This is a genomic window from Sneathiella litorea (genome assembly GCF_009882915.1).
Taxonomy (GTDB): Bacteria; Pseudomonadota; Alphaproteobacteria; order Sneathiellales; family Sneathiellaceae; genus Sneathiella; species Sneathiella litorea.
In genome coordinates this window covers 1551571-1565837 of sequence record NZ_WTUW01000002.1, presented here as the reverse complement: position 1 = coordinate 1565837, position 14267 = coordinate 1551571, and the positions used below count along the sequence as shown (strand labels likewise).

At 49.2% G+C, this 14267-nt stretch carries 13 protein-coding genes; 8 read left to right on the top strand and 5 right to left on the bottom strand.

All coding sequences use genetic code 11. The features are described 5' to 3' along the window. Positions 1–21 precede the first annotated feature (21 nt). From ugpB to GQE98_RS13805, 5 genes are all read left to right on the top strand, one after another. Positions 22–1338, top strand: a complete 1317-nt coding sequence (ugpB, locus tag GQE98_RS13825; protein WP_161316190.1) for a sn-glycerol-3-phosphate ABC transporter substrate-binding protein UgpB — start codon at positions 22–24, stop codon at positions 1336–1338. A gap of 72 nt (positions 1339–1410) precedes the next feature. Further along, the gene (ugpA, locus tag GQE98_RS13820) at positions 1411–2292 is read left to right on the top strand and encodes a sn-glycerol-3-phosphate ABC transporter permease UgpA (protein WP_161316189.1); all 882 of its coding nucleotides are present in this window, start codon (positions 1411–1413) and stop codon (positions 2290–2292) included. Continuing rightward, the gene (gene ugpE / locus GQE98_RS13815; RefSeq protein WP_161316188.1) at positions 2292–3140 is read left to right on the top strand and encodes a sn-glycerol-3-phosphate ABC transporter permease UgpE; all 849 of its coding nucleotides are present in this window, start codon (positions 2292–2294) and stop codon (positions 3138–3140) included. Before ugpA ends, ugpE begins: the two co-directional genes overlap by 1 nt. Positions 3141–3157: 17 nt before the next feature. Then, the gene (locus GQE98_RS13810) at positions 3158–4243 is read left to right on the top strand and encodes a sn-glycerol-3-phosphate import ATP-binding protein UgpC (protein WP_161316187.1); all 1086 of its coding nucleotides are present in this window, start codon (positions 3158–3160) and stop codon (positions 4241–4243) included. 126 nt (positions 4244–4369) lie between these two features. After that, a complete protein-coding gene (locus GQE98_RS13805) occupies positions 4370–5161 on the top strand; it encodes an SDR family oxidoreductase (RefSeq protein WP_161316186.1) in 792 nt (263 codons plus the stop codon). Here the strand turns inward: GQE98_RS13805 and GQE98_RS18470 are convergent. The 3 genes from GQE98_RS18470 to GQE98_RS13790 form a co-directional block, all read right to left on the bottom strand. Beyond that, on the bottom strand, positions 5158–6615 hold the full coding sequence (locus GQE98_RS18470) for an FAD-binding domain-containing protein (protein ID WP_161316185.1): 1458 nt from the start codon (positions 6613–6615) through the stop codon (positions 5158–5160). The genes GQE98_RS13805 and GQE98_RS18470 overlap by 4 nt on opposite strands. A gap of 102 nt (positions 6616–6717) precedes the next feature. Continuing rightward, positions 6718–7776, bottom strand: a complete 1059-nt coding sequence (locus GQE98_RS13795) for a glycosyltransferase family 4 protein (protein ID WP_161316184.1) — start codon at positions 7774–7776, stop codon at positions 6718–6720. Then, a complete protein-coding gene (locus GQE98_RS13790) occupies positions 7704–8561 on the bottom strand; it encodes a UDP-2,3-diacylglucosamine diphosphatase (protein WP_161316183.1) in 858 nt (285 codons plus the stop codon). The genes GQE98_RS13795 and GQE98_RS13790 overlap by 73 nt, the downstream gene beginning before the upstream one ends. A gap of 144 nt (positions 8562–8705) precedes the next feature. Between GQE98_RS13790 and GQE98_RS13785 the strand changes: the two genes are divergently transcribed. Continuing rightward, positions 8706–9599, top strand: a complete 894-nt coding sequence (locus GQE98_RS13785) for a diacylglycerol/lipid kinase family protein (RefSeq protein WP_161316182.1) — start codon at positions 8706–8708, stop codon at positions 9597–9599. On the opposite strand, the gene GQE98_RS13780 is transcribed toward GQE98_RS13785, so the two are convergent. Beyond that, positions 9596–11215: a glycosyltransferase family 39 protein gene (locus GQE98_RS13780; protein ID WP_161316181.1), complete on the bottom strand. Its 1620-nt coding sequence runs from the start codon at positions 11213–11215 to the stop codon at positions 9596–9598. The genes GQE98_RS13785 and GQE98_RS13780 overlap by 4 nt on opposite strands. A gap of 210 nt (positions 11216–11425) precedes the next feature. Between GQE98_RS13780 and GQE98_RS13775 the strand changes: the two genes are divergently transcribed. Both GQE98_RS13775 and GQE98_RS13770 read left to right on the top strand, forming a co-directional pair. After that, on the top strand, positions 11426–12862 hold the full coding sequence (locus GQE98_RS13775) for a UbiA family prenyltransferase (protein ID WP_161316180.1): 1437 nt from the start codon (positions 11426–11428) through the stop codon (positions 12860–12862). Between the two features lie 48 nt (positions 12863–12910). Then, entirely contained in the window at positions 12911–13285 is a 375-nt protein-coding gene (locus GQE98_RS13770) for a DMT family transporter (RefSeq protein WP_161316179.1), read from the top strand. Between the two features lie 37 nt (positions 13286–13322). Here GQE98_RS13770 and GQE98_RS13765 read toward each other — a convergent pair whose 3' ends face one another. After that, positions 13323–14249 carry an aminotransferase class IV gene (locus tag GQE98_RS13765; RefSeq protein ID WP_161316178.1) on the bottom strand — a complete coding sequence of 309 codons (927 nt, stop codon included), beginning with the start codon at positions 14247–14249 and terminating at the stop codon, positions 13323–13325. Positions 14250–14267 lie beyond the last annotated feature (18 nt).

Sequence of the window (14267 nt, the reverse complement as noted above, 5' to 3'; positions counted from 1 at the left end):
ATCAACCTATAGGGAAACATTATGGCTATATTCAAAAAACTAGTTCTACCGGCAGCTTTGGCTGCCTTTATGAGCGGAACCAGTGTCGCTTCGGCGGTTACTGAAATTCAGTGGTGGCACGCCATGGGCGGTACCAACGGGGAGCGGGTCAATAAAATCGCTGAAGACTTCAATGCGACCCAGTCCGACTTTAAAGTCGTACCGACATTCAAAGGTAACTATACGGAAACAATGACGGCGGCAATCGCAGCCTTCCGTGCCAAGAAGCAGCCGCATATCGTGCAGGTTTTTGAAGTTGGAACCGCGACGATGATGGCTGCCAAGGGCGCCGTCTATCCGGTTGAGCAAATGATGAAAGATGCAGGCGAGCCGTTCGACAAGTCGGATTATCTGCCTGCTGTGATCAGTTACTACCAGACATCTGACGGTGAACTGCTCTCCATGCCATTCAACAGTTCCACGCCGGTTCTGTGGTACAATAAGGACGCACTTGACAAGGCGGGTGTCTCAAAGGTGCCGGAAACATGGCCGGAAATGAAGGAAGCTTCTGAAAAACTGGTTGCCGCTGGATATAAATGTGGCTTCTCCTTTGGGTGGCAATCCTGGGTCATGATCGAGACCTTCAGTGCCTGGCACAACATCCCGATGGCCACCGAAGAAAATGGATTCAAGAGCACCAAAACGACCTTTGAATTCAATAACGATATTGTCAAAACCCATATGAAGAACCTTCAGGATTGGCAGAAAGGAAATCTCTTTGTCTATGGTGGACGCCGGGGTGACAGCCTGCCGATGTTCACAAATGGCGAATGTGGCATGTGGATGAATTCTTCTGCATATTACGGGTCCATGAAAAGCCAGGCAAAGTTCAATTTTGGCCAGGCGATGCTGCCTTATTATCCAAATGTGATCGACAAGCCGCAAAACTCCATCATTGGCGGCGCGACACTGTGGGTGCTCCGCGGTAAGCAGGATAATGATTATAAAGGCGTTGCGAAGTTCATGACCTATCTGTCGTCTCCGGAAGTTCAGGCATGGTGGCATCAGGAAACTGGCTATGTGCCGATAACGACTGCTGCTTATGAACTCTCTAAGAAGCAGGGCTTTTATGAGTCCAACCCGGGTACGGATACGGCGATCAAGCAGCTTAGCCTGAATACGCCAACACCGAACTCACGTGGTATCCGCTTTGGTAACTTTGTCCAGATCCGCGACATCATTAATGAAGAGATGGAAGCTATCTGGAACGGCTCAAAGGCGCCGGAACAGGGTATGGATGATGCCGCGAAGCGCGGTGATGTTCTCCTTCGTAAGTTTGAAGAAGCAAACGAATCGTAACGTTTGATTTTCTGATGAAAGCCGCCGTAACGTAATTATGTTGCGGCGGCACATTCAGAGGGGATCTAGTTCATGTTGAAGAATGTCCATTTCGGGCCATCTGTGCTGCCTTTTCTTCTGGTGCTGCCGCAGATTGTTGTTACCCTTGTTTTCTTTATCTGGCCCGCAAGTCAGGCGCTTTACCAGTCACTGCTGCTGGAAGACGCCTTTGGACTGAAATCGGAGTTTGTCTGGTTTAGGAATTTTGAGGCACTCGTCAGCGACCCTCTCTATTGGCATTCATTTAAAATCACTATTGTTTTTTCCTTTCTCGTTGCCTTTCTTTCCATGTCTTTCGCGTTGCTGCTTGCGCTTTTTGCAGATCGCGTCATCAAGGGTTCTGGAGCCTATAGAACTCTATTAATTTGGCCATATGCCGTTGCGCCGGTCACGGCGGGTGCTTTATGGGTCTTTATGTTTAATCCAACATTGGGCATCGTGAGTTATGCTCTTTCAGCGCTCGGGTATGAATGGAACCATCAATTGAATGGCGAAGAGGCGATGGGGCTGGTGGTTATGGCATCAGCGTGGAAACAGGTTGCCTATAACTTCCTATTCTTCCTCGCAGGACTGCAATCCATTCCAAAATCACTGATCGAAGCAGCGGCAATTGACGGTGCAGGCCCCATACGCCGAACGTTTGACATTGTCCTGCCCCTGCTATCGCCGACTACTTTTTTCTTGCTTGTTGTTAATATTGTATATGCCTTTTTTGAAACATTTGGTGTTATCCATGTTGTCACTTCGGGTGGCCCGGCGGGCGCAACAAATATACTGGTTTATAAGGTGTTTAGTGACGGTTTCGTCGGCCTTGACCTTGGCGGGTCGGCGGCACAGTCGGTTATCCTGATGATCATGGTAATCGGCCTGACGGTTATTCAGTTTAAATATGTTGAAAAGAGGGTGGCGTACTGATGGTTGAGAACAGGCCGCTATTAGCAATCTTCTCTCATATTATGTTGATCCTTGGTGTAGTGGTTATTGCCTTTCCGATCTGGATCATGTTTGTGGCTGCGAGCCACCCTGAAATTCGCATGACGCAAGTCCCGTTACCGATGTTACCGGGGGGGCATTTTTTTGAGAACCTCGATATCTCCCTGAACCGCGGGATGAGCGGCATGGATGGCAATGGCGTTGGTTACATGATGCTGAACAGTCTCATCATGGCAATGATGATTGCGGTTGGAAAAATTGCCATTTCTCTGTTATCGGCCTTTGCGATTGTCTATTTTCGATTCCCGTTTCGCATGTTCTTCTTCTGGATGATCTTTATCACCCTGATGCTGCCCGTCGAAGTCCGGATTTTACCGACATATGAGGTGGTTGCCAATCTTGGTATGCTTGATAGTTACTGGGGGCTCTCCATTCCACTGATTGCGTCTGCGACGGCGACCTTCATGTTTCGTCAGGTGTTCTTGACTATTCCTGATGAGATGCTTGAGGCGGCCCGTATCGACGGCGCTGGTCCCATGCGTTTTTTCTGGGATATTCTGATCCCGATGTCGCGGACCAACATTGCCGCCCTGTTCGTAATTCTCTTTATCTATGGCTGGAACCAGTACCTCTGGCCTCTCCTGATTACATCCGAGCCTGGAATGTATACGGTCGTGATGGGAATTAAGCAGATGCTGGAAGCGGCAGAACAGGTGCCGCAGTGGAATGTAATCATGATGACGGCGTTGCTCGCCATGTTGCCGCCGATCTGTGTCGTTATTTTTATGCAAAGCCTCTTCGTTAAAGGGCTGACGGAAACTGAGAAATAAGTAGGGAATTTGAAACGATGGCACGGGTTGTTCTAGAGGGCATTCGTAAAACCTATCCGAACGGTTTTAAAGCTATCCATGGCGTCGATGTCGAGATTGAGGACGGGGAATTCCTGGTTCTAGTCGGGCCTTCGGGTTGCGGAAAGTCGACCTTGCTCAGGATGATCGCAGGGCTTGAATCCATTACTGAAGGGCAGCTGAGCATCGGTGATCGCCCCGTCAATAATCTGGAGCCATCTGAGCGGGATATCGCTATGGTCTTTCAGAACTACGCATTGTACCCGCATATGAGCGTTTACAAAAATATGGCGTATGGTCTCAAGATCATGGGGCTGTCAAAGGCTGAGATTGGGGAGCGGGTCAAGAAGGCTGCGACCATTCTGGAACTGACGGACGAACAACTCACCCGTAAGCCTCGTCAGTTGAGCGGGGGGCAGCGACAGCGCGTCGCGATGGGCCGGGCAATCGTGCGCGAACCAAGTGTCTTTCTTTTTGATGAGCCGCTTTCCAACCTGGATGCAAAACTTCGGGTTCAAATGCGCCTGGAAATAAAGACGCTTCAGGCAAGTCTTGGGATTACCAGTATCTATGTTACGCATGACCAGGTTGAGGCCATGACGCTGGGCCACCGTTTGATGGTGCTGAATGCCGGCAATGTAGAGCAACTCGGCACACCGATCGAGCTATATCAACGCCCAGCGTCTCTTTTCGTGGCGGGCTTTATTGGTTCTCCCGCCATGAATTTTGCGGAGGCCAGGATCGACTCTATGGGGAAGACGATCACTATTTCCGGTCAGGAGGCATTGCCACTTGGCGATGGAGGAATGGCGGAACATGGCGGAAAAGATGTGATCCTTGGGGTCCGTCCAGAACATTTGGAGTTGGTAGCTGAAGCGCCTGATGCAGTTCCCATGACTGTGACCATGGTGGAGCAACTGGGTGCGGATACGCTTGTTCATGGCCATTTTGGTGAGAGCAGGTCTGATCTAACCGTACGGCTTGAGGGAATCCGGAATATAAAAGGCGGCGAAGTGTTGCCAATCCGCGTGTCGCCGGACCATCTGCATGTTTTTGATCCTAAAACCGAACGACGTCTTTCATGATCGCATTAGTTTAATCTTCGCGGATCATGGGGACAAATCGCATCGTCTTGGATATGCTGTTTGCGGGAAAAGAAGCGAAGCTTTGGCTTTGCACTTTTGTGTTGGTCTAAATAAGGAAGAATAACAATGGCAGGGATAGCATCAAACGGGAATACAATAGGGGCGCTGCGGAGTCTTGAGGGCAAGGTTGCCTGGGTTACGGGCGCGGGTACAGGCATAGGTCAGGCAGGGGCAGTATGTCTTGCACGCGCTGGTATGGAGGTTGTGCTTTCTGGACGTCGCAAAGAAAAGCTCGCGGAAACAGAGGATATGATCCGTGGCCTTGGCAAGGCGCCCATAATAGAAGAATTAGACGTCGCGGACGCCGATCAGGTTGCTGCGGTGGCAGCAAAGATTGAGGAACGCTTTTCCCGTCTTGATGTCGCCGTCTTTAGCGCTGGGATAAATGTCAAGAATCGAAGCTGGGGCGAGGTTGATACGGAGGGCTGGGATTCAGTTGTTGATATCGACCTAAACGGCGCATTTTATTGCTGTCGTTCCGTTTTGCCGATTATGCGCCGACAGAAAGAGGGACTGATTATCAACGTTTCCTCCTTGGCCGGAGTACGGGTTTCAAAGATGACAGGTCCTGCCTATACGGCTGCGAAACATGGTATGGTTGCCATGAACGAGAGCATCAATATGGAAGAGGCGGTGAATGGCATTCGCGCCTGCGCTCTTTGCCCCGGAGAAGTCGCAACGCCAATCCTTGATAACCGGCCAGTCAAGGTCACGGATGAGGAAAAAGCTGTCATGTTGCAGGGAGAGGACCTCGGCGAAACGATCCTGTTCCTGGCTCAGCTTGATACGCGCGTTTGTGTCAATCAACTGGTGATCAGCCCAACGGCAAACCGGATGTATACGGCGGGAGTAACCTAAGAAGGCTGTTTTTCCTTCATGTCAGAAAAGGCATCCAACGCGCGCTGGCGCGATGTTTTAAGATCAACAATCGGTGCGGGATAGGTCTCATCGAGGACTATCCCCGCAGCGTCTAGTACTTCTTTAGGGGCCTCCCAAGGATTAAACAGCCACTTGTCGGGCAGGCCCGCGAGTTCGGGCACATACTTTCGCGTATATTCTCCTTTTGGATCAAACCGGACGCCTTGGGTGGCGGGATTGAAGATGCGGAAATAGGGAGCAGCGTCAGCACCGCAGCCTGCAACCCATTGCCAGCTTGCGCTGTTGTTGGCGAGGTCTGCATCAACCAGACAGTCCCAGAACCAGCGCGCTCCCTCTTTCCAGTCGATCATCAGGTTTTTCACAAGGAAGGAGGCAGCAACCATGCGCACCCGGTTATGCATGAAACCTGTTTGCCAAAGCTCCCGCATCCCGGCATCGACAAACGGTATGCCTGTGTTCCCCGTTTGCCAGGCTTGAAGCGCTGTTTCATCCTTGCGCCATTGAAAATAATCAAATTTTTTCTGCAGGTTTGTATCCGGCAAATCCGCATTGTAAAAAAGCAAACTGTAAGAAAATTCTCGCCAGGCGAGCTCCATCTGGAATTGGTCCAGATCTTCTCCGCTTTCCAGAAGATGTGCCTGAAAGGCAAGCGAGTACCAAATCTGATGTGGCGATATTTCCCCCAAATGTAAATGGGGTGAGAGGTTGGAACATTTTTCTGCTGCCGGGAAGTCTCGCCCCTTATTATAGCCCTTAATGCCGTTATCCAAGAAGTATCGTATTCTGTCCTGCGCCCCCTTTTCACCCGGCACCCAATCCGGGGATTTCTTTATATCCCAGTTTGAAGACAGAAGAGACAAGTCGGAAATAGTGACTGCAGCGCCTGTTCCTTTGTCATCGGAAAAAGTGATGTTTTCAGGAACCTTGATCGGCTTTCTCGGAGCGGTGCCTTTGAGACAGCCCTTTCGATAGAAGGGTGTGAAAACACGATACGGGGTGCCATCGGCTTTAAGAACATCCCAGGGTTCCCATAACAGGGAGCCGTTCGTTGAGATCACCTCCACTCCCAAATGTTCCAGGTCAGTAAGTATCTTCTTGTCTCGGTTAATGCGCCAGGGCTCATAGCATCGGTTCCATGTGACCGTTTTGGTTCCCGTTTCCTGCGCAAGCCGTGGGAGGATTTCAGTCGCGTCACCATGAAAGACCCTGAGTTTTCCCTGAAGGCTTTTGTTGAGCGCTGTCAGGGAATAGTGAAGCCACCATCGGCTTGCACCCCCCATTTTATGCTCTCCAGAATTTTGATCGTCCAGAATGTAAATAGGGAGCAGTTTACCTACCTTTACTGCCGCTGTCAGTGCAGGGTTATCTGACAGACGCAGATCCTGCCGGAACCAGTGGATTGCAAGTGCACTTTTGGAAGAGCTATCGGTCACAATGGTTAAATCTTTGGTTAATGTTAAGTTATCCTATCACATAGTATTACGGTCCCGAGCAGGCTCCGGATCACCAAATGCGGACTCTACACCAACAAAATTCTATTGGCCGACTTCTTCCGTTTTCTTATAGGATTTAGGCGTGAGAAGGTTATTTCTGGTGTCCGTAAAAACCACCAGATTATTCTTGAACTGGTTTGCGCTTGTAGCCCAAGAGTAGCCCAAGGCATAATCACGGCATGTCGCCGGGTCAATATCCAACGCCTTGATTGCCGCATTCTTCAGGTCCTCGTCCAGCACGCCCACCGGATGGTCCCCGATGACGTCAAGAGGGCCCGTAACGGGGTAGGCGGCAACGGGTACTCCGCAGGCAAGTGCCTCCAGCAGGACGAGGCCGAATGTGTCTGTTCGGCTAGGAAAGATAAAGACATCAGCGGCAGCGTAGATTTCTGCGAGTTCCTCTCCCTCTTTCATGCCGAGAAAGGCAGTCTGCGGATACTTCTTCTCCAGAGCTTTACGTTGCGGCCCATCGCCGACTACGACCTTGGTACCCGGGAGATCGAGGTTCAAAAAGTCCTCAATATTCTTTTCGACGGCAACTCTGCCAACATATAGAAATATGGGACGTTCTTGAGTGAACGCGTCCTTTTCTCTTGGATGAAAAAGCTCTGTGTCTATTCCGCGGGTCCATCGCCTGATATGCTGGAAGCCTCGGTTCTCGAGGTCGGTTTGTAGGCTTGGAGTTGCCACCATAATGGCGCGTGATGGCCGATGGAACCAGCGCAATCCTGCATATCCCCACTTGAGGGGAAGCCGGATGCGGGCGTGTACATACTCTGCAAAGCGCGTATGAAACGCAGTTGTAAAGGGGATATTATTCTTTACGCAATAGCGACGAGCAGCGATACCGAGTGGGCCTTCTGTCGCGATATGGACGGCATCTGGGGGTGTATCCGTGAAAATCTTGCGGATTTTCCGTGCCGTGAAAAGGGATAAGCGGATTTCTGGGTAGGTCGGGCAGGGCAAAGAAAAGAAAAGTTCCGGCGTCACCATGATGACTTCATCGCCGAGCCCTATTAAATAGTCTCTTAGGTTCGAGAGCGTCCGAACAACCCCATTGACTTGAGGATGCCAGGCATCGGTAACGAGGACGAGTCGCATGATTTGTTTCCTTGTATGTCAGAAAGGGAAGCAACCGCACCCATCCAGTGAATGAGTTCAAGGCGACCGTCGAAATGCTCGACAAGGGCCGAGCAGCTTTCAACCCAGTCACCGTCATTGCAGTATGTGATGCCGTCGATTTCACGAATCTCGGGGTGATGAATATGGCCACAGATAACGCCATCTACAGCGCGGTCTCGAGCGACATCTGCGAGGGCATTTTCAAAATCTGCTATAAACTTAACGGCATTTTTCACTTTCAGCTTCAAGTAGGCGGAGAGGGACCAGTAAGGATATCCAAACCGTTGGCGAACGGTATTTAGTAAATCATTAAGCTTAAGGCAAAGCCCGTAACTCCAGTCGCCAAGATAAGCAAGCCAGCGCGCATACTTCACGACAACATCAAACTCGTCGCCATGCAGAACCAGAAACTTCCGGCCGTCTGCAGTTTCATGGATGATATCGTGAACTACCTGAATGGATCCAAAGTCATGGTCGACGTAGTTTCGGGCGAATTCATCATGGTTGCCGGGAATGAAAACAACCCGGGTTCCCTGTCGCGCCTTGCGAAGAATTTTCTGAACGACGTCATTGTGAGCTTGCGGCCAATACCAGCCTTGCTGCAAGCTCCATCCGTCGATAATATCACCGACAAGATAGAGATTTTCGCTCTTTGTACTTCTCAGGAAATCCAGCAGGAAATTTGCCTTACATCCCGGTGTCCCCAAATGGATGTCCGAAATCCAGATGGATCTATATTTATGGCTTATATTACGGGCATCCATTACGCATGACTCTGTTGGGTTGTCATCAAATGGTCATCAAAAGTTTTGAATGACGAAACAATCGTATGGGCAATGTCTAGGAGCTTCACGGGTCAGTTTGATGACCACTTGGTTATGTTTTTGTTGCGATAGAAAGTCAGTCTCATGACTCCTGCAAACAGGCGTTTGGTCATTATTCACAATCCTACTTCCGGGATGCGAAACAAAAGCAGGTTTTCAAAAGCGCTTTTAGGTTTGGCTGAGACGCAATGCGAGGTTGAAATCCTGAAGACTAGTGGCCCGGGGCATGCAACGATGCTGACTGAGGAGCTTGTTGGAAGGAAGGGTCCGGACCTTGTTCTCGTGGCCGCGGGTGGGGACGGAACCGTATCGGAGATTTTAAATGGGCTGAAGGACTGCAATATTCCTCTCGGTGTTATCCCCCTTGGAACCGCAAATGTGCTCGCGCGGGAGCTTGGTGTCGGTGTTTCGATAAAAAAGGCGGTAGACACATTAGTAACTGCCTCACCCGTGCCTGTGTTCACGGCATTTGCCAATGAAAAGCGGTTTCTGCTGATGCTTGGGGCCGGTTATGACTCCCTTGCCGTTGCGGCCCTGCGATCGGACCAGAAAAAGCGTTTTGGCGCTATGGCATATGTTTTAGCAGCGATGCGTGTGATCTCGGGCTATCGAAATATGAACCTTGAAGTGGAAGTAAATGGCGTACGTCATAGGGCGGGGAGCGTTATCATTACAAAGGCGAAATATTACGGCGGACCCTTTGTCATTGCTCCCGATTGCGGAATTGAAACGCCCCGACTTGCCGTTCTTGTCTTGAAGGGGTCAGGTATTGTCAACGCTATCCGCTATGGCGGGGCCCTTCTCGCTAACCGGCTTGATAGCTTGCCGGATGTTGAGGTTGTGGTTACCGACAAACCGGTATCGCTTACCTCAGCGGCAGAGTTTCCCTGTCAATGTGACGGTGATGGGGGGCTCGCCACGCCCATCGAAGTTTCTTTAGATCCTCAGCCAATCATGATGTTACGCAGATCATGTTAATTGTGATCAAATTGTTCGAGCCGGATGTCTCCCCAAACATGTTCCGTGACAGGATAATATTGCTCGCCTAGAGTTTTTCTCGTGACGTTTTCTGGATCGAAAAGAGTGTCTTGGCGGGTAACAAGGAAGACGCGATCTTTCCCTGCAATCAATGTCCGGATGGTTTCCGCATCCTGCGCGCGAATTCCGGGGACTGCAGGAAACCCATCTGGATAGAAATCCGAGAATTTCACTGCCGGATATTTGGCTGGAATACTTTTAATTCGCGTAGATATTTCAGGATCCGATACATATAGACTTGCCGGTAGATACAGGTCGTTAGGCATTAGCAAGATGACGTCATTTTCCTGAATTTGATTTGCAAGGCCCGCCATGATTTCGCCCCAAGGTTCCTTCTTCCCTGCACGCAATGTTGCTGTTAGGCCGAGCGCCAGAATCGCAACATAGAAGATCTTAATGGCGTATCTAAGTTTGGCTTTGTCAATAAATTCTATTGAAATGGCGAGAAGCAGAAAATAGGGGATAAGGCCCGGCAACAAGATGCGTTCCAAAAAGATATTCGGGCCAAGTATTGAAACGACAAAGGAAGCAAACGGTACAGCGAAACAGCTAAGAGCTAGGAAGCATGCAAGCGAAATCGCTTTCATCCGTATTATCTTGAAAAGCCCGAAAAGAATAAGCGCGAAAGATAGAATGCCAACGACAACCCCTAAGGCAATTCTTCCTGTATGAATTATTGTATATGGTCCGAAGGCCGTATCGATAAGTTTGTCGGCATATCCAAAGCCGAATATCCGGCGCATTACCTGAACAAAGCTGATTATTGTAGGTTCTGCCACCCAACTGGAGGCATCCCAGAAAACCAGTTGTCTTACGATCTGGATAATCAAGGGGGCAGAGAATGCCAGCACGACAACAAAACACAAAAGAAGCCTGTAGAGAAAGGCTTTCTCGAATTTTTTCTCAATAACCCAATGGATGGCAATGGATAGAAATAATACGGCTGTAAAAATGCCCCCAAGATGATGGGACCAGTTGGTCAGCAGGGCTCCAAAGGCAAACAAGGCCCACCCCTTTAAAGTTGCTTCCTCCTTTTGGGCGATGATTGAAATGAGGCCAAGGATTGCGAGGGAATAAGCCAGAAAAAGCAGAATATAGGGCCTTGCTTCAATCGAATACCAGACAATGACCGGGCTAAAGCAAATGAGGACACTATTGAAGAGAGCTGCAGGATTTCGCTCCTGCTTGAGATATAGTGCGGTGTTTCTCGTTGAAAGGTATGAGGTAATAACGAGAAGCAGGCTGATAAAAATTGACAAAGAGCGGTGCCATAATCCAGTAGAATCCCCTTCAATCAGCCCCCAAATCTTGACCAGGGAATAATATAGCGGGGGGTGAGATTCTATCTCCGGCAACCAGAACCATAAGTCGTAAAATGACAGTTTAGCAAACCAGGCAGTATAGCCTTCATCTAACCAGTAGGATAAGGCCCCTTCATGAACTATTTTAATAGCAAGCGAAATCAGGATGACGGCTGAAAGAATACCAAAATGCCGTATCTGATTGGTTCTACTCTCCCGACGGTGCAAACCCTGTACTCCAGTTTCTCTCAACACAAAAATGTCACGCTACATAATATTAACTGACTATAAATTGGTTAATACTGGTCCGCATCCTTGTTTTTTCTAAAATGAGAAAAGAAAGCTAAAATTAAGGATTTATGGATACACAATGGTTTCATGAGGCAATTAATATCGTCGTCTAATTTAAAATTTAGTAGAGTTTCCTAAATTTTGCGAAATCAGGTGAGTGGAGATCAAGGAATTTTGGTTGATAACATAAAATATGTTGTTGTGGATCTGGATGGTACGTTGGTCCGAACGGATCTTTTCGTAGAATCTTTGCTGCGTTACCTGAAGAGTAATCCATTTAAAATTTTCCAGCTTATCCTCTGGTTGCTCCAGGGGCGCGCCTATGCCAAGGAGAAGATTGCACAGGTTGTCGATGTCGAGGCAGAATTTCTACCTTATGAAGATGATTTACTCGATTACCTGAAACAGCAGAAGTCGCAGGGAAAAGAACTTATCCTCGCGACGGCGACGCATCAAAGATATGCAAATCAGGTAGCGGAACATCTGGGCATTTTCGACAGAGTAATGGCGACTGAAGATAACTTTAATCTTAAAGGAAAAAATAAGCTCACCGCGATAAAGGAAATGCTTGGCGATGAAGATTTCATTTACGCGGGTGATAGCGCGGTGGATGCACCGATCTGGCGGGCCGCTGCGGCCAATATTATGGTGAATGCACCCGAGCAATATGTTGCAGAGGCGGAGAAGAATGGAAAGCTGGTCTGGCAGACAAAGTCGGAGGCTTCTGTCCTCAAGGCGTTCTTAAAGGAAATGCGGCTGCATCAATATGCCAAGAATGTCCTTATTTTTGTTCCGTTGGTGACGTCGCACGAATATTCAGACTTTATGCATCTGTTGCTGGCATTGCTGGCCTTTATTTGCTTCAGTTTTTGTGCGTCCGGTGTTTACTTCCTTAATGACCTTCTTGATTTGCAGGAAGACCGCCGGCACCGGAGTAAGAAATATCGTCCGATTGCTTCTGGAACGCTGCCCCTGCCAATCGGTGTGGCCGGTGCACTCGGACTTCCAATTCTGGCCTTTGCACTTTCTATTGCCTTCCTACCCTTCGCTTTTGTCGGCGTTCTTCTCGTGTATTTTGCGATAACTAATGCGTATTCTTTCCTGCTTAAACGGATCACGACGGTTGACGTCATGACTTTAGCAATCCTTTATACATTGAGGGTGGTTGCCGGCGCCGCCGCGACAGGGGTTGATCTTTCATCCTGGCTGATCGCATTTTCGGTCTTTATTTTCGTCAGCCTTGCCTTCATGAAGCGCTATATCGAAGTTGCGGCACTGGCCGAAACGGATAGCAAAGTTCGTGGGCGTGGATATTCTGCGGATGATCGTGAAACAATGTTTGGCCTCGGCATTACAAATTTTACTGCGGCAGTCGTTATTCTTGCCCTTTATATCAATAGTCCGTTTGTGTTGAGTTCATACGCCAGCCCGGAAGTCTTATGGCTACTTTGCCTGATTGTCCTGTTTTGGGGCAATCATATTTGGGTGTGCGCGCGTCGCGGCGAAATTCCGGATGACCCGGTTGTTTTTGCGATAAAGGACAGGGCGAGCCAGTTGGTTGGTGTGAGTTTTGTTGTGGTCCTGTTTCTCGCGAAATATATTGCGTTTTGATGATGCCTGCCGCACTGCATGTGAAGCGAAATTTGGAGGCTTACTAATATGTCATTCCTCGTCCTTAGTCTTATTCTGTTGACGGTTTTCGCATCGGCCTGTGCGCAGCTTGTCTTAAAACTTGGCGTGGCGGATCAGAAAATGCAGGCGGCAATGCAGTCCGGTATATATGAATCCGCCTTCACGGCTCTTTTTTCTCCTTTTATCTGGCTGGGCCTCATTATTTATGCGCTGAGTGTGGTGCTTTGGCTTTGGGTTCTATCAAAAGTTGATCTAAGTGTTGCCTATCCATTTGTCGGCATTGGCTTCGTTATAACGATGCTGTTTGGAATCTTGCTGTTGAATGAGAATGTGACGCCGATGCGAATTATTGGAACCGTACTGATTGTTGGTGGATGCGTTCTGGTCGGAAGATCAGCCTAGATCCTTATATTTACAAAACTCCATATCTTCTATGTGACTAGGATCGCGTATTCTGCGCCACCAGCTCCCCGTAAAGGGTTTGAAGTCGTGCGGTTATTGGTCCGATTCCGTCATGCGATCCGATCCTTTTTCCATCTATCAGAGAAACGGGGGTTTGGGCGCCGAACGTGCCGGTCAGGAATGCTTCGTCAGCACCATAAGCCTCAACAAGAGAATAGTTTTTCTCGAATACAGGAATGTCATTAACCCGGCAAAGATCGATCACTTTCTGACGGGTTACCCCGTTCATGCAATAGTCTCCGGTAGAGGTCCAAACTTCTCCCTTTCGGACAATGAAAAAATTGCAGGCATTTGTGGTATTGACGAAGCCGTGCGGGTCCAGCATTAGTCCTTCATCCGCTCCGGCTTGCTCCGCCTGAAGACAGGCAATCACACAGTTTAGCTTGGAGTGAGAATTGTATTTTGCGTCTTGCGACATTGGCAGGCCGCGCACCTGGGGGACAGTTGCCAGCGAAATCCCCGTGGCTTGGAGGTGTTTCGCTGGTTTTGAATGCTCCATAATTATGACAACCGTCGGACCGGATTTAGAGAGATTTGGATGCTGAAACGGCTTGGATTTGACACCGCGCGTGATCATCAGGCGACAGTGGACATCATGGGTCATTCCGTTGGCCGCGGCAGTCTTGGTGAGGGCATCCAGAATTCCATCCCGATCCAGACCTATATTCAGGGAGATCGCTTTGCAGCTGTCAAAAAGCCTGTCCATATGTTCGTCGAAAAACGCCCATTTCCCGTTATAAAGGCGCATTCCCTCCCACATTCCGTCACCTAACATGAACCCGGAATCATATACCGACACCTTGGCTTCTTCTCGCGGAACAATTTCACCGTTCACATAAATCTTGATATTCTGGTTGCGGACGTCTTCCTCCGCATCATGTGTGGTTTGTCCGCTAATTTTCATAATTTTGCCTACCTGCTT